This window comes from Cryobacterium sp. M91, from assembly GCF_002929615.1.
Lineage (GTDB): Bacteria > Actinomycetota > Actinomycetes > Actinomycetales > Microbacteriaceae > Cryobacterium > Cryobacterium levicorallinum.
Genome location: NZ_PJJT01000089.1, coordinates 206,124 through 230,737 on the forward strand (window position 1 = coordinate 206,124; position 24,614 = coordinate 230,737).

Below are 24,614 nucleotides of genomic sequence, written 5' to 3' on the forward strand. Positions count from 1 at the left end.
AGGGCGATCTCGGCAAGCTCGATCAGTGGATGGTGACGACCGGCAGACACTGGTCTGCCGGTCTGCGGTGATACTTCGGGCGCGATCAGGCGCGTACGAGCGGCTCGCCGTTCAGAACGTCGAGCTGCCAGGCGGTCGATCCATCAGCGTGTGTGTGGTGGTGCTGCACGACGTTGAGCGAGGCGTTGGTAATGCTGCCGATGGGCTGGTCGAGCGCGTTTTCGAGGCTCAAACGAATGAGCGTGCCGTGCGCGACCACAATGATGCGCGCTCCGGGGTGCTCGCGGGCGAGGTCGCGCAGGGCGTCGATGCCGCGCGCGGCGACGGCCTGTTCGGTCTCGGCACCGTGGAACCCTCCGGGAAAACGCAGGGCATCGAGTTCGGCGCCAGCGCTCAAACCCTCGGCCGGCCCGTAGTTGCGCTCGATCAGTGCCGGGAGGCGGCGGGCCGTGTCGAGGCCGAGCCGCTCGCCGATCAGGTCGGCGGTTTCCGCAGCACGGGAGAGCGGGGACGAGACGATGAAATCCCAGTCGTAGCGTTTCAGGGGAGCGATGGCATCCGCTGCCTGACCGCGCCCCACGTCATTCAGTGGGATATCGGTGGCGCCCTGGATGCGCGCGGCGGCGTTCCAATCGGTCTGGCCGTGGCGGATGAGGGCGAAGGTCGTCGCCGTGGTCACCCGTCTATTCTGCCTTGGCCGACTGGGAGTGCGCGCCGCGCGCCAGCGGCGGCCTCGTTCCGCGGTGCGGTGTGGGCCAACCGTGCGACCGCGACGATGGACCAGCCGCAGAGTGCGACGAGCAGCCCGTTGCGCGCCGTGAGCAGTAGCAGCGAAAATAGGTTGCCGTCGATCAGGGGCAGGTAGAAGATTGGAAAGATCAACGTCGTCAGGGCTGAAATGGCCAGCATCAGCACGGCGGGCACCCTCCAGGCCGCCCAGCTGCGGCCAACGCCGACCGCGACGATCGGCACCAGCCAGAGCATGTATTGCGGCGACCCGACCTTGTTGAAGACAATGAATGCGCTGACCAGGGCCAGGGAACCAAGCAGCAGCAGCTCGGCGGCATCCGCTTGTCGACGTTGAGCAATGACCATCAGCACGAAGATCGCCGCGATGGCACCGAACATGACCGGTGTCATCAGGGAGGCGACGAGACCGGCCCCGGGGCCACTCACCTCGCGGGTCGCGATGGCAAAGTTTTCGTAGATGACCGTGTCGTGTTGGCCGAGCGAGGCCAGCCACACCCACGGAGTCGTGACCGGAGCCTCGAGCTGCAGCGCACGGTCGGTCTGTTCGGTGACGAATCCGGTGAGAAACTGCGCAGCGTCGAGCAGCCAAACGGATGCCGCCACCGCCACCGACAACGCCGCTCCGGTCAGGACCATCGTCAGTTTTCGCGACGATACCGTGACGACCGCGAGGAAAACGGCGGCCGGCCAGACCTTGATCCAGGTGGCGAGGGCCAGCAGGAGCGCGGCGATGACCGGTCGACGCGCGAGCAGCACGAGGCCGACAATGACGATCGGTGCGGTGACTCCTTCCAGGCGTAACAGCCCGACCGGGCTCAGCAGGAACGAGCACAGCAACCAGTACCAGGCCGGCTTGTAGCCGCTGCGGCGGCGTCCCCAATCGGTCAGGGCTCCGGCGGCGACGGCATTGAGCGCTGCCGTCATCAGAAACCAGAGCAATTGGTAGAGCAGCGGCCCGGCGATGCCGGCGAACGCGATCGGCAGCATGGCCCCGATCGGATACACCCAGGCCACGTCGAGGCCCTGCCAGAAACCGTTGCCCAGGCCGAGTTCGGCCCATCGTCGGTAGAGCGGGAGATCACCGAGCACCCGGCCGGTGAGGATGGTCGGGAGCAGCGCGACGAGAAAGACCGCGTGCAGGCCCAGGAACCCCAGGGCCAGAGTGCGCGGTCGTTGCAGGGTGAGACGGCGGCTCGGGGTGAGCGCCGTGGCGAGGCGGGCGTCGATCCAATCGAAGGTTCTAGACATGTCACCGTTTCTGCAGCGCGGGGTGGGGAGTCGCGGGCAGTCTAGGGGTGGCGAGTGAACTTCTGGTGACGGATGGTCATCCCCCGGGCCCAGGTTGTGGAAGCGGGCCCATGACCTATCATGGGCCCGCTTTCCGGGCCCGGGCCCCGACCGCAGGGGGTGGAGGGGGTCAGGCGAGGAGTTCTCGGATGTCGGCGGCGGTCAGGGCGGTGCCGGCCGGGGCGCCATCGGTCATAACGCTCTCGAACAGGCGGGCCTTGGTGGCTTTGAGGGCCATGACCTTCTCCTCGATAGTGTCCTTCGACACCAATCGGTAGACCATGACGTTCTTGGTCTGGCCGATGCGGTGTACGCGGTCGACCGCCTGTGCCTCGGTCGCCGGGTTCCACCACGGGTCGAGCAGGATGACGTAGTCGGCCTCGGTGAGGTTGAGGCCGAATCCGCCGGCCTTGAGGCTGATCAGGAAAACCGAACTCGAGCCCTCCTTGAAGTCGCTGATGGCCTTGGCTCGATTGCGGGTCTTGCCGTCGAGGTAGGAGTAGCTGATGCCGGCTGTGTCGAGCCGGTCCCGCGCCTTGCCGAGGTACTGGGTGAACTGGCTGAAGATGAGGGTGCGGTGGCCCTCGGCGACGGTGTCTTCGAGCAGCTCAAGCAGGGCGTCGAGCTTGGTCGAGGGAACGCTGTCGTACTTCTTGTCGTACAGGCTCGCATCGAGGCTGAGCTGGCGCAGCATGGTGAGCGAGCGAAAGATCTCGAACCGGTTCGCGTTCATGTCCTCGATCAGGCCGAGCACCTTCTGGCGTTCCCGGGCCAGGTGCATGTCGTAGACCTTGCGGTGCCGCGGGTGCAGGTCGAGTTCCAGCACCTGCTCCTGCTTCTCGGGCAGGTCGCTCGCCACCTGGGCTTTGGTGCGGCGCAGCATGAAGGGACGGATGCGGCGGCGCAGCTGCGTGAGCCGCTCACCGTCGGCATCCGTTTCAATGGGCTTGCGGTAGTAGTCGGCGAAGCGGCTCGGGCTCGGGAACAGGCCGGGCGCGGTGATGGAGAGCAGTGACCACAACTCCATCAGGTTGTTTTCCATCGGCGTGCCGGTGATGGCGAGCTTGAACGGGGTGCGCAGCCGGCGGGCGCAGACGTGCGCCTTGCTTTGGTGGTTCTTCACGAACTGGGCCTCGTCGAGCAGCAGTCCGGCCCAGTCCTGAGCGTTGTATTCCTCGAAGTCGAGGCGAAAGAGCGTGTACGAGGTGATCACGACATCCGCTTCACCCATCACGTCCTGCAGGCTGGAGCCGCGCTTTCCGGCGGTCTGGGTGATGGCTGCTGTCGCCAGGTCGGGAGCGAACCGGGCACACTCGGTGGCCCAGTTGGAGACGACGCTCGTGGGCGCGACGACGAGGAACGGCTTGCGCACGGTGCCCGGCTGCGCGCGTTCGCTGTCCCGGGCGTGGGCGATCAGGGCGATCGCCTGCAGGGTCTTGCCGAGCCCCATGTCGTCGGCGAGTACGCCGCCGAGCTGGTGGTCGTAGAGAAAGCTGAGCCAGTCGAAACCGGTCTGCTGGTAGGCGCGCAGGGTGGCGTGCACGGCCAGCGGGAGCGGGCGTTCGGCGATGGGAGCGGCTTCAGACAGGCCCTCGACGGCGCTGCGCCAGGTAGCGGCCTGTTCGGCGACCACGCCGAGCAGCTGCAGTTCGTCCCACAGGTCGGCCTGAAAACGGCTGAGGCCGAGAGTGCCGGCATTGCTCTCCTGCAGGCCACGGGCCTCTTCGATCAGGCGGCGCAGCTGCTGCAGCTCGGGCCGGTCGAGGCTGAAATAGGTTCCGCTGTCGAGGATCATCAGGTCCTGGTCGGTGGCCAGCGCTCGAAAGAGGTCGTCGAAGGGAATGTCTTCGCCCTCGATCGACACGGTGACGGCGAGGTCGAACCAGTCGCGGGTATCGGTGCTCTCGGTGGTGGCGAGGCTGATCACGGGCGCTTCGTCAGCCTCGCGATAGCTCGGCGCGTCGGCGGAGACCTGCACGATGACGCCATCTTTCGCGAGCTGGGATACGGCTTCACCGAGGAAGGTGATCATGACGGCGCCCTGCAGCTCGGCGTGCTCGAGCAGTAGGGCCGCACTGATCGGGGTTGCCGGCTGCCAGAGCTGCTCGAACGAGCTGATGGCGCGTTCGACGTCTCGCAGCGTGTCGCTCTCGCGGGTCGCGTTGCGAAAGCGGGTGTCGTTGGGTGTCGGGCGCAGCGGGTGGCGGTAGAGCACGGGGGCGGGCTCTATTTCGAAGGCGTCGGTCGGGACGGCTGCGGCCTGGTCGGTGGGCGCGACGTACTGCCACTCCCAGGCCAGGGTGATGCGGGCATCCGTTTGGTGCGTGATGGTGAGGGCGAGTTGGGGGCGAGCGGTCTTGGGCAGCTCAAACGATGCGTCATGGCTGGTCAAGATTAGTTTTTGCTGAAGAAAGGGGTAGAAGTCGGTGAGGAAGGCCACCTCGTCGTCGGCCGGAATATCGAAGCCGCCGGTCACGGCCAGGGCGCGGATCTCGGAGTTCACCGTGGCAGTCAGCGGGGCGAGGATGAGCTGATTGCCGGTCGCGAGCGGGTCGGCCGGGGCGGTCCAGGTGTAGGCGCCGTGCGCCGGATCGCCGAGAAAACCGAATTCGGAGCCGCGGTGCAGCTTCTCGTTCAACACGAGCAAGGGGGTCAGCTGCAGGCCGTCATCGTCCCGCCGAATGTCGACCTCGAGCGAGGCGGGCGTGGGAGAGAGGAGGACGGGATTCTGGGCATCCGTTGCGCAGACGAGTGGCAGACCGCTCAGCTGGGCCTCGTGCAGCAGATCCCAGAGGGCCTTGTTCTCGAAGTTGTCGAGGTAGAGCCAGTGGTCGGTGTAGCTGTAATAACGCTGCCCGGTGGCCGACAGGGCGTAGAGGGCGTTCAGGATTTTGCGGTGGCCGCGGTTGTAGGTGCCGGGCGTCCAGGACAGGTTGTCCCAGGTGAGGGAGCCGCGGATCCACTTGCCCTTCTTGCCCATCACCATGGGGCGTGCGCCGAGGCGGCGAGGCCCGGTGCGGCGGTTCGGGCTGTAGACGGGATCAAGCAGGTCGAATTGCAGCGCGAGGGCCGTGCTCGTGACCGTCTCGGCGCCGCTCGGCTTCGCAAGCGGGGCCAGGGCGGCGCGCCAGGCCGGGACCGGTGGGCGAATGGGAACGACGGGGGCCGGGGTGGGCGGCTGATACGCGGTCGGTACGAAGGTCGACTCGAAGACGGGGGTGCGGCGGTCGCCGATGGCACGCACGTTGGACGCCGCGCGCTCGGCATTCAGCTCCGCGGGCGTGCTGCGGCTCGCCAGCAGCAGGGCGGCGACGTGCTTGCAGTTCCTGGCCATCGGGCAGGTGCACGTTCCGCTGGCTCGAACGGCCTGGCCGGCCGCATTGAGGGTGAACGAGACCAGCACGGTGTACGGCTGGGGACTGGTGCCGCTCACGCGTCCGGTGAGGTGTGTTCCCGACGGGGCCCAGGACTGTTCGGTGACGTGTCCGTTGCGGGCGTACCGTTCACCGCGCGAGAACGACTGGCTGCCGACGATGCGGGCGATCTCGTGAGTGCTGAGGGAATGGGCCATAGGTGAGGGAGCTCCGTAAGAAAAAGGGACCAACCCTTATTCTCTCACGCGAGCCTGAGTGGCTCAGCTCAGCGTGGTGTGTCACGGAGCTGCCTGGTGGCTAATTCAGGAAATTGCCTGAGCGGGGGGAGTTGCGCCGCATTGGTTCGGGAGCCGCGGGGTCGCTCGCCGAAATTATCCTGAATTAGCCACGATCGACGGGCGGCTCCGGCGTGCCAGGAGTGGAGATAGTGCCGGCGGCAGTGGCCTGCAGCAGGGCCAGGGCCTGCGCCTCGATGCGGGTCTGCAGCACGATCACGCTCGAGGAGCGCACGACCGTTTGGGTGGCGACGATGAGGTCGAGCACGCGCTGCACGTCGGCGTTCGACCGGGCGACGACCCGGGCGAGCATGTCGCTGTCGCCGGAGACCGTGTGCAACTCCAGAATCTCGGGAATCTTCGCGAGAGCCGCAACGACAACCGCGTGGCCAGAGTCCTGCCGCACGGTGAGCGAACAGTAGGCGGTGACCGGGTAGCCGAACTCGCTCGGGTTCAGGGTCGGCGCCCAGGATTTGATCACCCCGCGGCTCATTAGCCGGTCGAGCCTGGCCTGCACGGTTGCCCTGGCCACCTTGAGCCGCCGCGAGGCCTCGAGCACCGAGAGCTTCGGCCGCTCGCAGAACAGTGTGACGAGTCGAGCATCCAGCGAGTCGACATCCATGAGCGTGACCTTTCGGTGGTCCGGTCGGGCATCGTTGCCGAGCGGGGGTGTACCAACTGTATGGTGTTTCGTTGAAAATGCACACAATTATTCACAGAGTGTGCACTTCAAATGGTCGCTGTGGCAGACGCTCGGCAAAGTCACTAACTTTGCGGTAGCCCGCCCAGTCAACGATCAGAAGGAGCCAGCATGGCGACTCACGCCCTCGACACCCTTCCCCTGCGTTCAGGGCAGATGCAGATGCAGAGTGCGGATGTCGGCGACCTCACCCCGGATCAGCTGCGCGACCTGTATCGGATGCTGGCGAACGTGCGTCAGCTCGACCGCGATGCCGTGGCGTGGCAGCGCCAGGGTCTTATTCCCGGTTACGCGCCGATGCTCGGCCAGGAGGCAGCCCAGGTCGGTGCCGGCTTCGGCGTCGATAAGACCCGGGACTTCATCTTTCCGACCTACCGTGAGATGGGCGTGGCCTACACGGTCGGCGTGAACATGGTCGAGTACATGTCGACCCACAAAGCGATCTGGCACGGCGGGCTCTACGACCCCGGGGCCACCCACTTCGCGCCCTTTCAAGCGGTTGTCGGCGGATCCGTTCTGCACGCGGTGGGCTGGGCGCACGGGCAGACCCTGAACGGCCAGACGCTGAACGGGACGGCTGTGGCAACGGGCGGTGCGGCATCCGTTTCAACAACCGGCCTCGGCGTGGGCCTGGCCTTTCTCGGCGACGGCGCGAGCTCGCAGGGTGACGTGCACGAGGCGATGAACTTCGCCGCCATTCTGAAGGCGCCGGTGGTGTTCTTCGTGCAAAACAACGGCTGGGCCATCTCGGTGCCGACCGAACAACAGGTGGCCGGCGGCTCGGTGGCCGCACGCGCTGCCGGCTACGGCATGCCAGCCGTGCAGGTCGACGGCAACGACGTGCTCGCCGTGCTGGACGCCACCCGACGCGCGGTCGCCCACGCCCGCGCGGGCCTCGGCCCGGTCGTGGTCGAGGCGATGACCTACCGGCGCGGTCCGCACTCCACGAGCGACGACCCCGGTCGCTACCGCACCCTCGAGGACGAGAAAACCGACGGCGGCGAAGATCCGCTCAACCGGTTTCGCGCGGTGCTGCTGGCCGACAACGTGGCTGACTCTGCCTTCTTCGCCGTGGCTGACGCCGACGCCCAGGCGCGTGCCGACGAGATTCGCGACGGAGTCGTGGCCCTCGAAAGCCGGCCCGGAAGCGAAATGTTCGACTTCGTTTTTCAAGAATCAACCCCGACGCTTGGCGCCCAGGCGCGCCAGTGGAGAGAGGAATCCGAGCATGTCTGAGTCTATGAACGGCGCCGTCCTCGAACTCGTGCGGGAGGCCCCGCTCCTGCAACTCTCCATGCAGCAGGCCATCAACCGGGCGCTCGGTGAGATTCTCGAAACGGATGAGCGCGCCCTCATCTTCGGCGAAGACGTCGGCGTGCTCGGCGGAGTCTTTCGGGTCACCGACGGGCTGCAGCAGCGCTTCGGCGCGAACCGGGTCTTTGACACCCCGCTCGCAGAGTCTGGCATTCTCGGCACCGCGATTGGGCTGGCCATGGCCGGTTTTCACCCGATCCCCGAGGTGCAGTTCGACGGCTTCGCCTACCCGGCCGTCAACCAGATCATCACGCAGCTGGCCCGCATGAACTATCGCAGCCGCGGACGCCTGCCGATGCCTGTGACGCTGCGGGTGCCGAGCTTTGGCGGCATCCGCGCCCCCGAACACCACGGTGAGAGCCTCGAATCGCTGTTCGCGCACGTGCCCGGACTCAAGGTCGTGTCGCCGGCCAACCCGCAGCAGGCCTACCACCTGCTCAAGCACGCCGTCTCGATGCCCGACCCGGTCATCTTCATGGAGCCCAAGGCGCGCTACTGGAACAAGGCCGGGGTCAACCTGGTCGACAACGTGGTCGGTGATGGCATCTCCGGGGGAACGGATGGCCCGCTCACCGGCCGCGCCTCCCTCGAGGGCTCGGTGATCGCCCGTCCGGGCAAGCACGCGACCCTCATCGCGTGGGGCTCAATGGTCTCCCGCTGCCTCCAGGTGGCGGAGTTAGCCGCGGAAGATGGCATCGAACTCGAGGTGCTCGATCTGCGCTGGCTGAAGCCGATCGACGAAGCGGGGCTGGCGGCATCCGTTTCACGCACGCGTCGGGCCATCGTCGTGCACGAGGGGCCGCGCACCATTGGCCTCGGTGCCGAGGTCGCCGCGCTCGTCTCGCAGAGCTGCTTCGACACGCTGCGGGCGCCGGTCGAGCGCGTGACCGGCTTCGACGTGCCGTACCCGTCTGGCGATCTGGAGGACGAGTACATCCCGAACATTGATCGAATTCTCTTTGGAGTTCAGCGAGTATTGGAGTACCGCCGTGGCTGAAATCTCTTTTCCCCTGCCCGACCTCGGTGAGGGACTGCTCGAGGCGACCGTGCTCGAATGGCTCGTCACGGTGGGTGACCAAGTCGAACGCAACCAGCCATTCGTCGAGGTTGAAACGACGAAGTCGTCGGTGGAATTGCCGTCACCCATCGCCGGTATCGTGCTCACCCTGCACGGCGAGCCCGGCGACGTGGTGCTCGTCGACACTCCGCTGATCACCTTCACGGTCGCCGACGACTCGGCCGGCATCGTCGGCACTGTGCCGGCAGAGGCCGCGCCGAAACGCCGCGTGCGCCTCACCGTCGTTCTCGACGGGGACTAGACATGCTCACCAGTTGGCGCCAGCACGAACCCGAACTCGACGCGGGCCTTGCCCCGGTGCTGCTCGTGCACGGCTTCGCCTCATCCACCGCCCTCAACTGGGAGGCGACCGGCTGGGTGCGTGACCTCGTGAGCGCCGGACGGCGCGTCATTACCATCGATCTGCTCGGCCACGGAGCGAGCAGGGCACCGCTCGAGACGGATGCCTACGCCCCCAGCCGCCTGCGCGCGGCGGTTCTCGAGGTGCTCACCCTGGCCGGCGCCCGGCCCCGCAAGGTCGGCCAGCCCGCATCCGGCGTCGACCTGGTCGGGTACTCGCTCGGCTCGCGCCTGGCCTGGGAACTCGCCGCCGAGCGGCCCGACCTGGTCAATCGCGCGGTGCTCGGCGGCATGAGCGCCGAGGACCCGCTCGCCGACTTCGACCTCGAGGCGGCCGCCCTGTTTCTGTCGGATTCCAGCGCGATCGCGCACGAGTCGACCGCCTCACTGATGACCCTGATGCAGCTCGCTCCGGGCGCGAACACCCCGGCCCTGCTGCGGCTGGTCGCCGCGATCAAGGCTGAGCGGTTCGAGCCGGGCGCATCCGTTCCGTCTCGGCCCCTTCTTTTCGTGACCGGCGACCGTGATGTGCTCGCGACCGGCACGGCCGAGCTCGCGGCGCTCGCCGCCTGCTCCGAAGTGTTGTGGCTGCCGGCCCGTACCCATATGAACGCGGTCAGCTCACGGGCGTTCAAACAAGCTGCGATCGAGTTTCTCGCCCGCTACCAGTCGTAGCGGAACGGCCCGCCCCCGCAACTAGCGGTCAGTCCGGACCCAGCAGGTTCTGCAGAGCCGCGTCTATGGCGCGCATTTTCGAGCCATTCAAGTGACCGGCGAACTCACCCAGCCGGATTTCCTGATTGACCGCTGTCAGTTGCTCGACCAACACTCTGGTCTTCGTTCCATTGATTTCGACCTCGGGGCGAAATGACGCCTCACCTCGTCGGACTGCAGGACCACAGCGAACCGCGCCCCAGTTTGCTCGTGTCCACGAGGGTCACTAGGCGTCTTCAGGCGGTAGAGGTCGCCACGCACGAAGAGCGTCCAGATCGGCCGCAAGTTTGCGAGAAGCGGTGACGTCTTCCGGATCGTTCCGGAGCGCTTCGGACTCGGCCCGGAGTCGAGCGCGGCGGTGAGTACGTTCAGCCTCCATGATCGCCATCCGAGCGGGACAGTCCAACACTGGTCAGCGCTGCTAGAGCCCGTTCAGTTTCTAGGTCAGTGCGTATCGTGAGCGAAGTCTTGCAACAGTTTGTACTCCAAGAGAACTTGCATATTTGCGTTCGTTTCGTCTCCCGTGCCACCGTTCAGCTGATGATCCACAAGTATCCGCAGTTGTGAACGGCGCCGGGTGAATGCGGATACTCTGGCGCCGTACCACAGCACGTGGCTCCACCACCGTGCGCTCTCTGCGCCCTGTTCGCACTTACGCTGACGACACCGGGATTGCGGATAGCGGGAGTGTTGAGCAGCGGAGCCATCGCGCCCTGGTCGCTCATAGCCTGGGTTCTGCGGCGGCGAATTGCCCGAAGGGCATTCAGTCAGACGGCTAAGTTAGCTGCCGCGGGGCGTTCTGGCTCTATAAACCGAGTGCGAGGCGAATGCCCGCGCCGATCTCGGCGAGCAGGTACGCAGGTACATGCCCGGCGGGATAGGGGTCGAGGAATTCCCGGCTGACCGGACCGACCTGAGAGACAATGGCGACGGAGTCCTTCTCAAGTCCGGAGGCCTCGGCGGGTATCAGGACGTTCCCCGGGAATGCTTCCAGTCCCGTGTTCGACGTCAACGGGACGACCTGTACCGTGGCGATGTTCGTGGCCAACAGCCAGTCCTCCTGAACAACGACCGCAGGGCGAACTTTCGCCGGTTCGGAGCCGCGGGACGACCCGAAATCGACCCAGACGACATCCCCGCGCGCCGAGTCGATAGAACTCCGAACGGTTCATGCCGTGCTTGCCCGCGATGCGCTCGAAGCGCTCGAAATCGCCATCGGGAACCGAGATCGCAGTCTTCATGACGCAAGTCATAACCCGTCATACCGTCTTCGTGTGTGACGCGTGGTGCTCAATCTGGTGGACTGCATCCGCTCAAAATGGTGTGCCAGTGAAGATGCGCTGGAGGTCCAACCGGACCACGGCCTGCTCTTCGTCACCAAGGTCGTTATAGACCGCCTGTCCGGCTCAGACGCCGCCGAGCCAGCCGCGATTGAGTCCCTGACCCTAGAAGCGCCGCCCGGACTGCGCAATTCCGCAGGGCCGAACCCGCGTTCCTTGCCGCCGCCGACTACCCGAGCAGCGCCCGGTCGTCGAGGGACGCGCCCTTGATCTTCGCGAACTCAGCGAGCAGGTCGGGCACCGTCATGGTGGCCTTGCGCTCGGCGTCGACGTCGAGAATGATCTGGCCCTCGTGCATCATGATGAGTCGGTTGCCGAGGCGCAGCGCCTGTTCCATATTGTGCGTGACCATGAGCGTGGTCAGATGGTGCTTCTCGACGATGCTCTGGGTGAGCGTCGTGACCAGCTCAGCCCGCTGCGGGTCGAGGGCGGCGGTGTGCTCATCGAGCAGCAGGATGCGTGGCTGAGTGAAGCTCGCCATGAGCAGTGACAGCGCCTGCCGCTGGCCGCCTGAAAGCAGTCCTACCCGGGCCTTGAGCCGATTTTCGAGGCCGAGCTCAAGCGAGAGCAACTCCTCGCGAAAGAACGCCCGACGCTTGTGGGTGACGCCCCAGGCGAGCCCGCGACGCTGACCGCGGCGCAGCGCGAGCGCAAGGTTTTGTTCGATGCTCAGGTCGGGCGCTGTGCCGGCCATGGGATCCTGGAACACCCGGCCGACGTACGCGGCGCGTGCGTAGTCGGGCATCCGCTTGACAGAACTGCCATCGATCGACAGGTCGCCGGAATCAATCGGCAGCTTGCCGCTGATCATGTTGAGCAGGGTGGATTTGCCGGCGCCGTTGCTGCCAATGACGGTGACGAAATCACCGGTTTTCAGCTGCAGTGATACGTCGTTGAGGGCGACGCGTTCGTTGATTGTGCCGGGAAAGAAGGTCTTGGTGATGTTCTGAATGAGCAGCATGAGACTCCTAAGTGGCTTTGCTGTAGTTGGCACTGCCGGCGGCGGAACGCATCTGGCGCAGCGAGGGGATGTGTTTCAGGAAGCCCCAGCGCGGCAACAGCAGCGCTGCGACGACGAGCAGCGCCGAGATGAGCTTCATATCGTTCGGGTTGAGGCCGGCGCCCAGGGCAAAGAAGATCACCAAGCGATAGATGACGGCGCCGCCGATGACGGCGAGCGAGGCGAGAAAAATGGTGCGACGCCCGAAAACGGCCTGGCCGACGATGACGGAGGCGAGTCCGACCAGAATGAGGCCGATGCCCATGCTGACGTCGGCGAAGCCCTGGTACTGCGCGATGAGCGCGCCGCAGAGCGCGACAAGCCCGTTGGAGATCGCGAGGGTAAGAATCGTCGTGCGGTGCGTATTGACGCCGAGGCTGCGGATCATCTGCTCGTTGTTGCCGGTCGCCTGAATCGACAGGCCGAGGTCGGTACTGAGAAACCAGTCGATGGCGAACTTGATGATGAGGGCCGCAACGGCGAAGATCAGGATGCTCCAGGCTCCGCCGAGCAGACCGGCGTCACGCAGCGGCGTCATCATGGTGTCTTCGCGCAACAAGGGCAGATTGGATTTGCCCATGATGCGCAGGTTGATCGACCACAGCGCGATCATGGTCAGGATGCCGGCGAGGAGGCCGTCGATACGCCCCTTGGTATAGAGCACACCGGTGACCAGACCGGCCACCGCTCCCGACGCCGCCCCGGCGAGGGTGGCGAGGGGAGCGGGCACACCATTGATAATGAGCGACGCGGCTACCGCGGCCCCGGTCGTGAAACTTCCGTCGACGGTGAGGTCGGGAAAGTTGAGGATTCGAAACGTCAGGTAGACACCCAACGCCATGATTCCGTAGAGCAGGCCGAGTTCGAGAGCCGCATTCATCTGGTTATTCCTTCGGATATGAGGAGCGGTTGTTATTCGATGATTCGGTCGGCCTTGGCGATGAGTTCTTCGGTGAGGGTCACTCCCATGCGCTCGGCAGCGGCCGGGTTGAGGATGAACTCGATCGTGTCGAGGGTTTCAACGGGCATATCGCCCGGGTTCTCCCCGTCTTCGAGGATGCGGATGGCCATCTGGCCGGTCTGGTAGCCGAGGTCGGTGTAGCTGATGCCGTAGGTCGCGATGGCGCCACGCTCGACCTGGCCGTTTTCGGCACCGAACAACGGAATCTGGTTCGACTCGGAGTACTGGATGACGGCTTCGAGGCCCTCGGTGACACGGTTGTCGGTGGGAATATAGATGGCGTCGACATCGCCGAGCGATACGGTGGCCTGGGCGACCTCGCTTGAGTTGGTGACGGTGGCTTCCTTGATGGTCAGGCCCAGGTCCTTAGCAGCCTCCTTGGCGAGCTCAACCTGCACGTCGGAGTTGACCTCGCCCGAGCTGTAGATGATGCCGACCGTCTGGGCGTCTGGCAGAATCTCCTGGATCAGTTCGAGCTGTTCCTTGACCGGGTTCAGGTCACTAGTACCACTGATGTTGCTGCCCGGCTTCTCCCAGCTCTCGACCAGTCCGGCTTCTTTGGGCTCGGTCACGGCGGTGAACAGCACGGGAATGTCGATGATCGTCTGCGCGGCGGCCTGCGCGGTGGGCGTGGCGATCGCCAGCACGAGGTCGACCTTGTCGGCGGCAAACTTAGCAGCGATGGTGCTCGCGGTGGCCTGCTCACCCTGCGCGTTCTGCTCGTCGAACTCAATGTCGGTGCCCTCGACGTAGCCGGCGTCCACGAAGGCCTGCTTGAAGCCCTCGCGGGCGTCGTCGAGCGCCTGGTGCTGCACGATCTGGCTGATGCCGATCGTGATCATGTCGTCTGAAGCGGATGCTTCCGGCTCGCTCGCCGCGCATCCGCTGAGTGCGAGGGCGCCCGCGGCGACCAGGGCGAGACCGGATAAAGATCTGGTGTGTTTCATGCTGGAAATTCTCCTTTGAATTTATGCTGATACGGCACGCAGGAATCTGCGGCCGGACGGTTAGGGGTTAGACGGTTGCGGGCGCGAGGGCGGCTGCCGCGGCGACCAGGAATCGGTCGTTTTGCTCGGCCGTGCCGATCGTCACGCGCAGTCCCTCGCCGGGGAAAGCCCGGGCCAGAATGCCTTCGGTGATGAACACGGCGTTCACCCGGTCGGTGTCGTCGCCGGTGCGGAGCCAGACGAAGTTTCCCTGCGAGTCGGTTACGCGCCATCCGCTCGCCTGCAATGACCCGAGCACCCGGGTGCGTTCGGCCACGATCTGGTCGATGCGCACGGTCAGCTCGGCCTCCGCGTCGAGGGAGGCGAGGGCCGCGCGCTGGGCGAGCGCGGTTACGCCGAACGGCAGGGCCACCCGGCGCAGGTTGGCCGCGATAGCGGTCGGTGCGATCGCGTAGCCGATGCGCAGGCCGGCCAGGCCGTACGCCTTGGAGAAGGTGTGCAGCACGGCCACGTTGGGGTAACGGCGAAAGAAATCAATGCCAACAGCGGAGGAGGCGTCACGGTTGAAGTGCACGTAGGCCTCGTCGACGACGACCAGCACGTTCTCGGGGACCCGGGCCAGGAACGCGTGCAGTTCCTCGCTGGTGACGAAGGCGCCGGTCGGGTTGTTGGGGTTGCAGACCAAAATCAGTCGCGTCTGCGCGGTGATGGCATCGGCCATAGCGTTCAGATCGTGGCACTCATCGCTCGTGAGCGCGACCGGCACCGGCGTCGCACCGGCGACCTGCACCAGAATCGGGTAAGCCTCGAATGACCGCCAGGCGAAGATGACCTCGTCACCGGCCCCGGCGCTCGCGTGGATGATCTGGGATAGCACCTCGACCGACCCGGCACCGAAGGCCACGTTGTCGCTCGAGACGCCGAACCGGGCCGCAATACGGTCGGTGACTTCGGCGACGGCCATGCTCGGGTACAGATGAATCTCCCCGAGAGCGGATGCGATTGCCTCGGTCACCGAGGCGAGCGGCGCAAACGGGTTCTCGTTCGAGGAGAGCTTGAACGCTCCGGAATCGCCCGCTGCGGCGCCCTGCTTGTACGCGGGCAGTCTGCTGATGGCTTCGCGTTGCTGCACCATAACTTTTCAACCTCAACTCGGGACGGGTGTGCCAGACATGCGCGTCGAGTAAAGCGTCGGCAATGACGGGTCTGGTTCAGAGCGTAGTGATGCAGCAGAAGTTTGACAATTCGACCAATCAGCACGTCACAAACTGCACTATCTGACTGGTGTTCAGCGGGCTTGGCCGAACAAGTTGTTCAGTTTTGTAATTTTCGGCGACCTATTTCGGCGGTTAGCCTGGGGGGACTAAACTTGAGCCAGCAAGGCTCAACTTTAGAGGAGACAGCTCATGCAAGCCGGTCAGCGACCACCGCAGCAAGACGCCAAGACGGCCCTCGAGCTCTACGGGGTGAACCTCACCGACATCGCCCGCAGCGGCAAGCTCGACCCGGTGATCGGGCGCGACGCCGAGATTCGCCGGATCAGCCAGGTGCTCACCCGGCGCACCAAGAACAACCCGGTCTTGATCGGCGAACCCGGCGTCGGCAAGACCGCCGTGGTCGAGGGACTGGCCCAGCGCATCGTGGCCGGTGACGTTGCCGACTCGCTCAAGGACAAACAGCTGGTCTCGCTCGACCTGGCCGCCCTCGTGGCTGGCGCCAAGTATCGCGGCGAGTTCGAGGAACGGCTCAAGGCCGTGCTCAAGGAGATCAATGACGCCGACGGAGCGATCATCACCTTCGTCGACGAACTGCACACGCTCATGGGCGCGGGCGGCGGCGAGGGCTCCGTCGCGGCCAGCAACATGCTCAAGCCCATGCTCGCCCGCGGCGAACTGCGCCTGATCGGCGCCACGACCCTCAACGAGTACCGCGAATTCATTGAAAAGGATGCCGCGCTCGAGCGCCGTTTTCAGCCGGTGCTCGTCGGCGAACCCTCGGTCGAAGACACCGTCGCTATTCTGCGCGGGCTCAAGGAACGCTACGAAGCCCACCACAAGGTGACAATCGCCGATTCTGCCCTCGTGGCCGCGGCATCCCTCTCGAATCGGTATATCACCGCCCGCCAGCTGCCCGACAAAGCCATCGACTTGATCGATGAGGCCGCGAGCCGGCTGCGCATGGAGATCGACTCCTCTCCGGTGGAGATCGACGAGCTGCGGCGCAGCGTCGACCGGCTCAAACTCGAAGAACTCGCCTTGAAGAAGGAGAAAGACGACGCGTCGAAAGCACGTTTGGTAAAACTGCGCAGCGACCTCACGGAGCGCCAAGCGAACCTGGGGGAACTACAGGCCCGCTGGGACGCCGAGCGGGCCTCGCTCAACCGGGTCGGCGAACTGCGCGAGCGGCTGGACACCGCGCGCATCGAATCGGACCGGGCTCAGCGGGAAGGCGACCTCGAAAAGGCCTCCCGGCTGCTCTATGGGGATATTCCGGTGATGGAACGCGCGCTCGCCGACGCCGAAAAAGAAGAATCAGTCGGACCCCGCATGGTCAACGACCAGGTCACGAGCGAGGACATCGCCGCTGTCGTCGCCGCCTGGACCGGCATTCCGGTCGGCCGGCTGCTGCAGGGCGAAACCGAAAAACTGTTGAACCTCGAAAATGAGCTCGGCCACCGCCTGATCGGGCAGAAGCGGGCAGTTCGCTCGGTCGCCGACGCCGTGCGGCGTTCACGCGCCGGGATCTCCGACCCCGACCGGCCGACCGGATCCTTCCTCTTTCTCGGCCCGACCGGCGTCGGCAAGACCGAGCTCGCCAAGGCGCTCGCCGAGTTTCTATTCGATGATGAAAAAGCAATGGTGCGCATCGACATGAGCGAGTACGGCGAGAAGTTCTCGGTGTCGCGCCTGGTCGGAGCGCCTCCGGGCTACGTCGGCTACGAGCAGGGTGGGCAGCTGACCGAGGCCGTGCGGCGTCGCCCGTATTCGGTGATTTTGTTCGACGAGGTCGAGAAGGCGCACCCCGAGGTATTCGACGTGCTGCTGCAGGTGCTCGACGACGGCCGCCTCACCGATGGCCAGGGCCGCACGGTGGACTTTCGCAATACCATCCTCGTGCTCACCTCGAACCTTGGTTCGCAGTTTCTAGTCGATCCGACCCTGTCGGTGGAGCAGAAGGAACAAGCCGTGCAGTCGCTCGTGCGGCAGGCCTTCAAGCCCGAGTTCGTCAACCGGCTCGACGACATCGTGGTGTTCTCCTCGCTCAGCACCGAGGAGCTTGGCGAAATCGTCGAACTCGACGTCGACCGGCTGCAGAAGCGCCTGGCCGAACGTCGCCTCGAGCTCGCCGTGACACCGGATGCCCGCCGCTGGCTGGCCGAACGCGGCTATGACCCGATCTACGGTGCGCGTCCGTTGCGACGCCTCATGCAGCGCGAGATCGACGACCGCCTGGCGCGGGCGCTGCTCTCCGGGGAGATTCGCGACGGCGACACGGTGCTCGTGAGTCTGGAAGCCGACGGGGACTCGCTCACCGTCGAATCCGCCCCCGCGCTGTTGGACGTTCCCCTCGAGGAGGACCTGCTCTAGCCGATTCCCGCTCTCGCGTGTAAAAGGGAGATGTCCAGAGTCGCGGGTTACGCTTAATTCATGCTCGCAACTGTGATTTATGGCGAACGGGATGTTCGCCTCGAAGAAGTTCCCGAACCCGTACTCTCGACCGGTGGCGACGCCATTGTTCGCGTGACTGCGGCCTGCGTCTGCGGGTCAGACCTGTGGCCGTACCGGGGTATCGCCCCCACCAAGGAACCGCACCGGATCGGCCATGAATTCGTCGGCATCGTCGAAGCCATCGGTCCCGACGTCTCGACCATCAAGGTCGGTGACTTCGTCATTGCGCCTTTCTACGACTGCGACGGCACCTGCATCAACTGTCAGAACGGTGTGAGCACCTCCTGCCTCAACGGCGGCTGGTGGGGCGCGGACGACCAGCTCGGCGGATTCGCCGACGGAGCCCAGGGCGAGCGCGTGCGTGTTCCCCACGCCGACGGTTCGCTCGTTGCCACGCCGACAGTTCCGAGCGATGACCTCGTTCCGAGCCTGCTCACCCTCGCCGACGTCATGGGCACCGGACACCACGCGGCCGTCTCGGCCGGCGTGGAACCGGGCAGCACCGTGGTCGTCGTCGGTGACGGAGCTGTTGGACTCTGCGCCATTCTCGCGAGCAAGCGCCTCGGCGCGAGCCGCATCGTGGCCATGTCCCGCCACGCCGACCGCCAGGCCGTCGCCCGCGAATTCGGTGCGACCGACATCATCGAGGCGCGCGGCGATGAGGGCGTTGCCGCCGTGCAGGCCCTGTTCGATGGCGTCGGCGCTGACTACGTGCTCGAGTGCGTCGGAACCCAGGAATCCATGGACCAGGCCATCCGATCGGCTCGCCCCGGCGGAATGGTCGGCTACGTCGGCGTGCCCAACGGCGGCGCCGAACTGCCGATCCGCACCCTGTTTGGAACAAACGTGGGCGTGAACGGTGGTGTCGCATCCGTTCGCAGCTATGTCGAGGAGTTGCTGCCCGAGGTTCTCTCCGGCCAGATCAACCCGGGCCGGGTCTTCGACCTGCAGCTGCCGCTGGCCGAGGTGGCCGAGGCCTACGCCGCGATGGACGAGCGCCGCGCTATTAAGGTGCTGCTCCGCCCCTGACCCACCGTCTGGCCCGCTCTGGAGGGACAATTGTGAACCAACCGTTCCTCTGGGGAGGGCTACTGGCCTTCGCCATCGCCTCCGCGATTCTGCGGCTCGTGGTGGGTCACCCGCTGCTGCGAGAACGTTCGGTGCGCGTGGGATGGCTGGGGGCTGTGGTGGCGTTCGTCAGCGGGCTTGCCCTGGTTTTTCACTGCGCCGCGATGTTCTTCGGGCCCTGGGTCGACGCCGTGTCGTTTCTGCTGGCACCGGCCGACATGGTTCGGGACATGGGTGCGGGCAGCCAAGTCGCCTACTGGCTTCCCGCCGCGGCCCTGGTAGTGGCGTGGCGCAGAGTGTGGGGGCCGGCCCTGGGTGCACTCATTGTCACCCTTGCCGGCGTGGGGGTGACCATGTATTGGCCGTTCCCGCTCGACGTACACCTCGCGTGGCTCACGGCCCTGATCATTGTCGGTTCGTTGATTCCGACGCTGTTACTCCGTGGGCCACGCGCTGCGAGCTAGTCGTTGACGAGCAGCAGCTCGGTGAGCGGCTTGCAGCTGCGCGGGGCAACTTCGCGTTCGCGCAGCTCGGCGGTGAGATCGTCGGCATTGCCCAGCACTCCCAGCGCCGTGACGGTGACGACGGTCTGATCCTCGGTGAGGTTGAACGCTGCGGCGATGGCTGCACCATCGAATCCGCCCATCTGGTGGGTGTGCAGTCCGTCGTGCTGGGCCTGGATCGACAGGTGGGCAACGGCCTGACCGAGGTCGTAGCGTGCCCACGGGTTCTCGCGGGTCTCATCGATCGACAGCTTCGCCACGCTGGCGATCAGAACGGATGCCGTGTCGGCCCACGCCTTGTTGAAGCCCATGAGAGCATCGTTGATCTTCGCAAAGCTCGCCGAGCCGCGGCGGGCAACAATGAACCGAGCCGGCTGCATGTTGCTCTCCGACGGAGCCCGACCGGTCTACTTGCCCTGCAGCCGGCCCCGCACCTCGCGGCGCAGCACCTTTCCGAGGAGGCTGCGGGGCAGGTCGTCGACCTCGACGATGCGGCGCGGCACCTTGTATGCCGAGAGCCGGGTGCGGCAGTACTCGCGCACCGCGGCCACGTCGAGTTCGGCGCCGGTAGCCAATACGACCACGGCCACGACGTCTTCGCCGCCGTTCGCGCTCGGCAGACCCACCGCGGCAGCATCAACGATGTCGGGGTGCGAGAGCAGGGCTTCTTCGACCTCAGACGGCGACACGTTGAATCCGCCGGTAATGATGAGTTCCTTCATCCGGTCGACGACGGTGATGAAGCCGTCGGCGGAGACCCGCACGATATCGCCGGTGCGCAGCCAGCCGCCGGGCAGCAGCACCTGGGCGGTCTCGCTCGGGCGGTCCCAATAGCCCGAGAACACCTGCGGACCGCGCACGAGCAGCTCGCCCTCCTCCTCGAAGCCGCGCTCAACCGTCGGGTCCTCCGGGTCGACCACGCGAATGTCTGTGCTCGGAAACGGCACGCCGACCGTTCCGGGGCGGCGGCTCGGGCCGATCGGGTTGCCGGCCACGATCGGGGACGCCTCGGTCATGCCGTAGCCCTCGACCAACAGCCCGCCGGTCGCGCTCTCCCAGCGCTCCACGATCGACACCGGCAGGTTCATGGCACCAGAAATAGCAAAACGGATGCCGGCGAGACTCACGTTCTTCTTCGCAGCGGCCGTGACCAGGCGGTCGTAGATCGGCGGCACCGCCGGCAGGAAGGTGGGCGGTGCGTGCTTGGTGGCGTCGAGCACGAGCTTCTCGTCGAATTTGGGAAACAGCACGAGGCGGGCACCGATGCTCATCGCAAAGGTGAGGCACAGCGTGAGGCCGTAGGCGTGGAACATGGGCAGCACGCCGTACACGGTTTCCTCGCCGGGCCGCAGGCCCGCCACCCAGGCGGAGCCCTGGGCGGCGTTGGCGCGCAGGTTGTAGTGACTCAGAATGGCGCCCTTGGGGGTGCCGGTCGTGCCGCTCGTGTACTGCAAAACGGCGGTGTCCCCGAGCAGTGGGCGCTGATGCGAGGCATGCAACTTGCGGGTTCCGACGAGGGAGTCCCAGCTGATCGCGCCCTTTCCGGGCCCGGCGGTGAGGGAGGCGCGAGCGTCCCGGGCCTTCCTGATCGGCACCTTGAGGGCCAGCCGTTTCGAGAACGGCATGGCGCGCGTGAGATCGATGGTGACGACATCCGTTATGCCCATATCTCTGGGAAAAGCACGGACGGCGTCGTAGACCTTGTCCCAGACGATCGCGACCTTGGCGCCGTGGTCTTCAAACTGGTGGCGCAGCTCGCGGTCGGTGTAGAGCGGATTGTGCTCAACCACGATGGCGCCGAGGCGCAGCACCGCGTAGAACGCCACGACGTGTTGAGGGCAGTTAGGCAGCACGAGGGCCACTCGGTCACCCGGGCTCACGCCGAGCTTGCGCAGGCCGTTGGCGGCTCGGGAGATCTGCTCACCGAGCTGCTCAAAGGTGGTCGTGGCGCCGAAGAAATCCAAGGCAATGTTCGACGCGAAGGTCTCGACCGAGGCCTCGATCATCTCGGTGAGGGTTTCGGTGGTCTCGTCGATGGTGCCGGGCACGCCGGGCGCGTAAGAGGCGAGCCAGGGCTGATCCTTGAAGGTCATGACAGTTCTCGGGTGATGGCGGCGATGAACTGGTCGATGTCGTCTTCGGTCGTGTCGAAGCCGCACATCCAGCGCACCTCGTTCTTGGACGCATCCCAGTCGTAGAAGCGAAAGGATTCGCGCAGCCGGTCGGCGACACCGTCGGGCAGGGTGGCGAAGATGGCGTTGGCCTGGGTGGCCTGGCTGAAGTTGAGGCCGGTGATGGTTCCCTGGGCGAGTTCGGTCTCGAGCGCGCCGCGCAGCCGAGCCGCCATGGCATTGGCATGGCTGGCGTTGCGCAGCCACAGGTCGCCGTCGAGCAGCGCGATGAGCTGCGCCGAGACGAACCGCATCTTGCTGGAGAGCTGCATGTTCGACTTGCGCAGAAATTTCAGACCAGTGGATGCCGATGGGTTCAATACCACGATGCACTCACCGAGCATCATGCCGTTCTTGGTGCCGCCGAAGCTGAGCACGTCGACGCCGGCGTCGCGGGTGAACGCGCGCAGCGGCACACCCAGGCTGGCGGCGGCGTTGGAGATGCGGGCGCCGTCCATGTGCAGCGTCATGCCCTTGGAGTGGGCGTGATCGGCGATGGCGCGCACCTCGTCGACGGTGTACGCGGTGCCGAGCTCGGTGGTCTGGGTGATCGCGACGACGAGCGGCTGGGCGCGGTGCTCATCGCCCCAGCCCCAGGCCTCCTGGTCGATCAGCTCCGGGGTCAGCTTGCCGTCGGGGGTCACGACCGGCAGCAGCTTGAAGCCGCCGACATGTTCGGGGGCGCCGCCCTCGTCAGTGTGAATGTGCGCGGTGGCCGAGCAGATCACGGCGCCCCAGCGTGGCAGCATTGACTGCAGCCCGGTGACGTTGGCGCCGGTGCCATTGAAAACGGGGAACGCTTCAACGCCAGCGCCGAACTGTTCGACGAAGACCTCCTGTAGCCGGGCCGTGTAGACGTCTTCACCGTAGGCGACCTGGTGGGCGCCATTGGCCCGGGTCATCGCCTCCAGAATCTCCGGATGAATGCCGGAGTAATTGTCGGAGGCGAAACCGCGGGACGAAAGATCATGGAGTTGGGTCACCCCTCCATCCTCCCGCATTCGTCTGGCCGTCTGCACGAAGTGGATGCCGCTACTTGTGCAGAGCCTCGCGCAGGGAGACGCGGGAGCCCATACGCAGCAGCGCGTTCGAGTAGATGCGCGACCCGATCAGAATCACCACCATCGTCGACAGGGCGAGCACGACGAGCGAGAGCACCGGCTCCCACCATTCGGCCTGGCCCAGGAAGATGCGCACCGGCATCCCGACCGGCGCTGAGAACGGCACGTACGACATGATTGCCAGCACGAGTGGGTTGTCGTTGAAGAAAACCACCATGAAATACGGGATCATGACGAGGAACAACACCGGCGAGGTCGCTGATCCCACGTCTTCCTGCCGGGACACCATTGATGCCGTGGCCGCGTAGAGGGCGGCGAGCAGCACGAAGCCGAAGGCGAAGAACACGGCGAACCACACGATCGCCGGGCCGACGTCGGCCAGCAGCACCCGCTGCCCGGTCACCGCCAGACCGATCGAGACCAACAAGCCGATCGAGACGATCTGCGCGAACGCCATCAGGCTGTTGCCGAGCACCTTTCCGGCGAGCAGGGCCCGCACCGAAATCGTTGACAGGAGAATCTCCACGATGCGGGTCTGCTTCTCTTCGACGACGCTCTGCGCGATCGTGGCGCCAAAGGTTGTCGCGGACATGAGAAAGATGATTCCAAAGCCGATCGCCACGAGGTACGCAAGAAAACCGTCCTGCTCGGCCGGTTCGAGAATCGCAAGTTCGGGGTTCACGCTGAGCGCGCCGAGAACCTCGCCCGGCGCCGAATCGAGCGCGATCACGGTGATGCCAAGCAAGGAAGCGGGATTCGTCGACGGCACAACGGCCGCATCGACCGTGCCATCGCGCACGAGCGCCTCGGCGTCTTCGGCACTGGATGCTTCCACGATGTCGAAGGCTTGCGTCTGCTCGACGACGCTGATCGCGGTGCCGACCACGGCGACCTTGGTCAGGCTGGTGTTCTGGCTCATAATGCTGCCGACGATGACGGAGCCCATCGAGATGAACAGCAAAATGCCGGTCGCGATCAGAAACGATTTGCTGCGCAACCGCGCCGCGATCTCGCGGTTGGAAACCAGCCAGACACCCTGGGCGAAGGTGGGCGCGGTGTGCAGCGGGCGGGTGGCGTTGCTCATGCGATGACCTCCTTGAAGATGGTGGCGAGACTGGGTCTCTGCTGGCTGAAGGTGTGAACCGCGCCGAGCGTGATCGCGTGCTGCAGGACCGCCTGGCTGGCGGCATCCGTTTCTGCCTCGAATTCGGCGTAATCGCCGTCGAAGTCGACGACGGTGATGCCGGGCTGCGAACGGATCCAGCTGATGTTGCCCGCGGTACGAATCTCATACCGGGGGCGACCGTGTTGGTCGCGCAAGGCCTCGCCGGAGCCATTGGCGCGAATTTCACCCTCGGCGATGATGACGAGGTCGTTGCAGAGCCGTTCGACGATGTCAAGCTGGTGCGACGAGAACAGCACGGGCGCGCCCTGCGCCGCGTAACCCGCGAGAACGCTCATGACCACCTCGACGGCGAGTGGGTCAAGGCCGGAAAACGGCTCGTCGAGCACGAGAAACTCGGGGTCGTGCACGAGCGCGGCGGCGATCTGGGCGCGCTGCTGGTTGCCGAGCGACAGTGACTCGACGGTATCGCCGGCCCGTTCGCCGAGGCCGAGCTGCTCCAGCAGATTGGTCGTGTTGCGGCGAGCGGATGCCGGTGACAGCCCGTGCAAGCGGGCCAGGTAGACGAGTTGCTCGGCGACCTTCATTTTCGGGTAGAGGCCACGCTCCTCGGGCATGTAGCCGAACCGGCGGCGATCACTCGCCGTAACCGGAACCCCGTCGATGAGCACGGTGCCCGAGTCGGGCGACAACACACCGAGAATGATGCGCATCGTCGTGGTCTTGCCGGCCCCGTTCGCGCCGACGAAGCCGGTCATGCGGCCGTCCCCGACGGTGAAACTCACGTCACTGAGCACCTGCCGGGTTCCGTAGCTCTTGGTGACTCCCCGAATGTCGAGCATGCCCGCCCCTTCGTTGTGCCTGACTTCACGGTAGCGCGGGCGGCCGGCGCGACACATCCACCGGCCGACACATCCACCGGCCGGCGCGTGCGCCGGTTT

22 protein-coding genes are annotated in these 24,614 nt (G+C 65.6%); 7 read left to right on the top strand and 15 right to left on the bottom strand.

What is annotated here, in order from left to right:
• Positions 1 to 85 precede the first annotated feature (85 nt).
• From CXY80_RS15445 to CXY80_RS15460, 4 genes are all read right to left on the bottom strand, one after another.
• Positions 86 to 679, bottom strand: coding sequence for a histidine phosphatase family protein (locus tag CXY80_RS15445; protein WP_104132990.1), 594 nt, complete (start codon positions 677 to 679; stop codon positions 86 to 88).
• Positions 676 to 1,998 (bottom strand): glycosyltransferase 87 family protein, encoded by a 1,323-nt coding sequence (locus CXY80_RS15450; RefSeq protein ID WP_104132991.1) that lies wholly within the window; start codon positions 1,996 to 1,998, stop codon positions 676 to 678. Before CXY80_RS15450 ends, CXY80_RS15445 begins: the two co-directional genes overlap by 4 nt.
• A gap of 169 nt (positions 1,999 to 2,167) precedes the next feature.
• Positions 2,168 to 5,608: a DEAD/DEAH box helicase gene (locus CXY80_RS15455; RefSeq protein ID WP_104132992.1), complete on the bottom strand. Its 3,441-nt coding sequence runs from the start codon at positions 5,606 to 5,608 to the stop codon at positions 2,168 to 2,170.
• A gap of 184 nt (positions 5,609 to 5,792) precedes the next feature.
• Positions 5,793 to 6,308, bottom strand: coding sequence for an Lrp/AsnC family transcriptional regulator (locus tag CXY80_RS15460; RefSeq protein WP_092447955.1), 516 nt, complete (start codon positions 6,306 to 6,308; stop codon positions 5,793 to 5,795).
• A gap of 234 nt (positions 6,309 to 6,542) precedes the next feature.
• On the opposite strand from CXY80_RS15460, the gene CXY80_RS15465 reads away from it, so the two are divergent.
• From CXY80_RS15465 to CXY80_RS15480, 4 genes are read left to right on the top strand one after another with little or no spacing between them, the layout of a single operon-like run.
• Positions 6,543 to 7,622, top strand: a complete 1,080-nt coding sequence (locus CXY80_RS15465; protein ID WP_104133015.1) for a thiamine pyrophosphate-dependent enzyme — start codon at positions 6,543 to 6,545, stop codon at positions 7,620 to 7,622.
• Positions 7,615 to 8,697: an alpha-ketoacid dehydrogenase subunit beta gene (locus CXY80_RS15470; protein ID WP_092447954.1), complete on the top strand. Its 1,083-nt coding sequence runs from the start codon at positions 7,615 to 7,617 to the stop codon at positions 8,695 to 8,697. Before CXY80_RS15465 ends, CXY80_RS15470 begins: the two co-directional genes overlap by 8 nt.
• Positions 8,690 to 9,019 carry a biotin/lipoyl-containing protein gene (locus CXY80_RS15475; RefSeq protein WP_092447953.1) on the top strand — a complete coding sequence of 110 codons (330 nt, stop codon included), beginning with the start codon at positions 8,690 to 8,692 and terminating at the stop codon, positions 9,017 to 9,019. Before CXY80_RS15470 ends, CXY80_RS15475 begins: the two co-directional genes overlap by 8 nt.
• Before the next feature lie 2 nt (positions 9,020 to 9,021).
• A complete protein-coding gene (locus CXY80_RS15480; RefSeq protein WP_104132993.1) occupies positions 9,022 to 9,792 on the top strand; it encodes an alpha/beta fold hydrolase in 771 nt (256 codons plus the stop codon).
• 28 nt (positions 9,793 to 9,820) lie between these two features.
• Here CXY80_RS15480 and CXY80_RS20305 read toward each other — a convergent pair whose 3' ends face one another.
• The 6 genes from CXY80_RS20305 to hisC form a co-directional block, all read right to left on the bottom strand.
• Positions 9,821 to 9,946, bottom strand: a complete 126-nt coding sequence (locus CXY80_RS20305) for a type II toxin-antitoxin system PemK/MazF family toxin (RefSeq protein WP_233195413.1) — start codon at positions 9,944 to 9,946, stop codon at positions 9,821 to 9,823.
• A 690-nt stretch (positions 9,947 to 10,636) separates the two neighbouring features.
• On the bottom strand, positions 10,637 to 10,984 hold the full coding sequence (locus CXY80_RS15490) for a type II toxin-antitoxin system PemK/MazF family toxin (RefSeq protein ID WP_104132994.1): 348 nt from the start codon (positions 10,982 to 10,984) through the stop codon (positions 10,637 to 10,639).
• Between the two features lie 356 nt (positions 10,985 to 11,340).
• On the bottom strand, positions 11,341 to 12,132 hold the full coding sequence (locus tag CXY80_RS15500; RefSeq protein ID WP_092447950.1) for an ABC transporter ATP-binding protein: 792 nt from the start codon (positions 12,130 to 12,132) through the stop codon (positions 11,341 to 11,343).
• Between the two features lie 7 nt (positions 12,133 to 12,139).
• Positions 12,140 to 13,051 carry an ABC transporter permease gene (locus CXY80_RS15505; protein WP_092447949.1) on the bottom strand — a complete coding sequence of 304 codons (912 nt, stop codon included), beginning with the start codon at positions 13,049 to 13,051 and terminating at the stop codon, positions 12,140 to 12,142.
• A 32-nt stretch (positions 13,052 to 13,083) separates the two neighbouring features.
• Complete coding sequence (locus tag CXY80_RS15510; RefSeq protein WP_092447948.1) at positions 13,084 to 14,079, bottom strand: ABC transporter substrate-binding protein; 996 nt, start codon at positions 14,077 to 14,079, stop codon at positions 13,084 to 13,086.
• Between the two features lie 67 nt (positions 14,080 to 14,146).
• The gene (gene hisC / locus CXY80_RS15515; protein WP_104132995.1) at positions 14,147 to 15,214 is read right to left on the bottom strand and encodes a histidinol-phosphate transaminase; all 1,068 of its coding nucleotides are present in this window, start codon (positions 15,212 to 15,214) and stop codon (positions 14,147 to 14,149) included.
• Between the two features lie 271 nt (positions 15,215 to 15,485).
• Between hisC and CXY80_RS15520 the strand changes: the two genes are divergently transcribed.
• From CXY80_RS15520 to CXY80_RS15530, 3 genes are read left to right on the top strand one after another with little or no spacing between them, the layout of a single operon-like run.
• Positions 15,486 to 17,666 (top strand): ATP-dependent Clp protease ATP-binding subunit, encoded by a 2,181-nt coding sequence (locus CXY80_RS15520; RefSeq protein ID WP_104132996.1) that lies wholly within the window; start codon positions 15,486 to 15,488, stop codon positions 17,664 to 17,666.
• A 60-nt stretch (positions 17,667 to 17,726) separates the two neighbouring features.
• Entirely contained in the window at positions 17,727 to 18,776 is a 1,050-nt protein-coding gene (locus CXY80_RS15525) for a zinc-dependent alcohol dehydrogenase family protein (RefSeq protein WP_092447945.1), read from the top strand.
• Positions 18,777 to 18,808: 32 nt separating this feature from the next.
• Positions 18,809 to 19,279 (top strand): hypothetical protein, encoded by a 471-nt coding sequence (locus CXY80_RS15530; RefSeq protein ID WP_092447944.1) that lies wholly within the window; start codon positions 18,809 to 18,811, stop codon positions 19,277 to 19,279.
• Here CXY80_RS15530 and CXY80_RS15535 read toward each other — a convergent pair.
• The 5 genes from CXY80_RS15535 to CXY80_RS15555 are packed head-to-tail and all read right to left on the bottom strand — an operon-like array spanning position 19,276 to position 24,515.
• The gene (locus CXY80_RS15535; RefSeq protein WP_104132997.1) at positions 19,276 to 19,698 is read right to left on the bottom strand and encodes a nitroreductase family protein; all 423 of its coding nucleotides are present in this window, start codon (positions 19,696 to 19,698) and stop codon (positions 19,276 to 19,278) included. The two genes, CXY80_RS15530 and CXY80_RS15535, sit on opposite strands and share 4 nt — an antisense overlap.
• Positions 19,699 to 19,725: 27 nt before the next feature.
• Positions 19,726 to 21,411 (bottom strand): long-chain-fatty-acid--CoA ligase, encoded by a 1,686-nt coding sequence (locus CXY80_RS15540; protein WP_104132998.1) that lies wholly within the window; start codon positions 21,409 to 21,411, stop codon positions 19,726 to 19,728.
• Positions 21,408 to 22,490, bottom strand: a complete 1,083-nt coding sequence (locus tag CXY80_RS15545; protein ID WP_092447941.1) for a low specificity L-threonine aldolase — start codon at positions 22,488 to 22,490, stop codon at positions 21,408 to 21,410. Before CXY80_RS15545 ends, CXY80_RS15540 begins: the two co-directional genes overlap by 4 nt.
• A gap of 31 nt (positions 22,491 to 22,521) precedes the next feature.
• On the bottom strand, positions 22,522 to 23,634 hold the full coding sequence (locus CXY80_RS15550) for an ABC transporter permease (RefSeq protein ID WP_092447940.1): 1,113 nt from the start codon (positions 23,632 to 23,634) through the stop codon (positions 22,522 to 22,524).
• A complete protein-coding gene (locus tag CXY80_RS15555; protein WP_104132999.1) occupies positions 23,631 to 24,515 on the bottom strand; it encodes an ABC transporter ATP-binding protein in 885 nt (294 codons plus the stop codon). The genes CXY80_RS15550 and CXY80_RS15555 overlap by 4 nt, the downstream gene beginning before the upstream one ends.
• Between the last annotated feature and the right edge of the window lie 99 nt (positions 24,516 to 24,614).

What these genes read in the sequence shown, in the direction of transcription:
- CXY80_RS15450 (WP_104132991.1), bottom strand. Translation starts at nt 1,998, where the DNA reads ATGTCTAGAACCTTCGATTGGATCGACGCCCGCCTCGCCACGGCGCTC.
- CXY80_RS15455 (WP_104132992.1), bottom strand. Translation starts at nt 5,608, where the DNA reads ATGGCCCATTCCCTCAGCACTCACGAGATCGCCCGCATCGTCGGCAGC.
- CXY80_RS15460 (WP_092447955.1), bottom strand. Translation starts at nt 6,308, where the DNA reads ATGGATGTCGACTCGCTGGATGCTCGACTCGTCACACTGTTCTGCGAG.
- CXY80_RS15465 (WP_104133015.1), top strand. Translation starts at nt 6,543, where the DNA reads ATGCAGATGCAGAGTGCGGATGTCGGCGACCTCACCCCGGATCAGCTG.
- CXY80_RS15470 (WP_092447954.1), top strand. Translation starts at nt 7,615, where the DNA reads ATGTCTGAGTCTATGAACGGCGCCGTCCTCGAACTCGTGCGGGAGGCC.
- CXY80_RS15480 (WP_104132993.1), top strand. Translation starts at nt 9,022, where the DNA reads ATGCTCACCAGTTGGCGCCAGCACGAACCCGAACTCGACGCGGGCCTT.
- CXY80_RS15500 (WP_092447950.1), bottom strand. Translation starts at nt 12,132, where the DNA reads ATGCTGCTCATTCAGAACATCACCAAGACCTTCTTTCCCGGCACAATC.
- CXY80_RS15505 (WP_092447949.1), bottom strand. Translation starts at nt 13,051, where the DNA reads ATGAATGCGGCTCTCGAACTCGGCCTGCTCTACGGAATCATGGCGTTG.
- CXY80_RS15510 (WP_092447948.1), bottom strand. Translation starts at nt 14,079, where the DNA reads ATGAAACACACCAGATCTTTATCCGGTCTCGCCCTGGTCGCCGCGGGC.
- hisC (WP_104132995.1), bottom strand. Translation starts at nt 15,214, where the DNA reads ATGGTGCAGCAACGCGAAGCCATCAGCAGACTGCCCGCGTACAAGCAG.
- CXY80_RS15520 (WP_104132996.1), top strand. Translation starts at nt 15,486, where the DNA reads ATGCAAGCCGGTCAGCGACCACCGCAGCAAGACGCCAAGACGGCCCTC.
- CXY80_RS15525 (WP_092447945.1), top strand. Translation starts at nt 17,727, where the DNA reads ATGCTCGCAACTGTGATTTATGGCGAACGGGATGTTCGCCTCGAAGAA.
- CXY80_RS15535 (WP_104132997.1), bottom strand. Translation starts at nt 19,698, where the DNA reads ATGCAGCCGGCTCGGTTCATTGTTGCCCGCCGCGGCTCGGCGAGCTTT.
- CXY80_RS15540 (WP_104132998.1), bottom strand. Translation starts at nt 21,411, where the DNA reads ATGACCTTCAAGGATCAGCCCTGGCTCGCCTCTTACGCGCCCGGCGTG.
- CXY80_RS15545 (WP_092447941.1), bottom strand. Translation starts at nt 22,490, where the DNA reads ATGCGGGAGGATGGAGGGGTGACCCAACTCCATGATCTTTCGTCCCGC.
- CXY80_RS15550 (WP_092447940.1), bottom strand. Translation starts at nt 23,634, where the DNA reads ATGAGCAACGCCACCCGCCCGCTGCACACCGCGCCCACCTTCGCCCAG.
- CXY80_RS15555 (WP_104132999.1), bottom strand. Translation starts at nt 24,515, where the DNA reads ATGCTCGACATTCGGGGAGTCACCAAGAGCTACGGAACCCGGCAGGTG.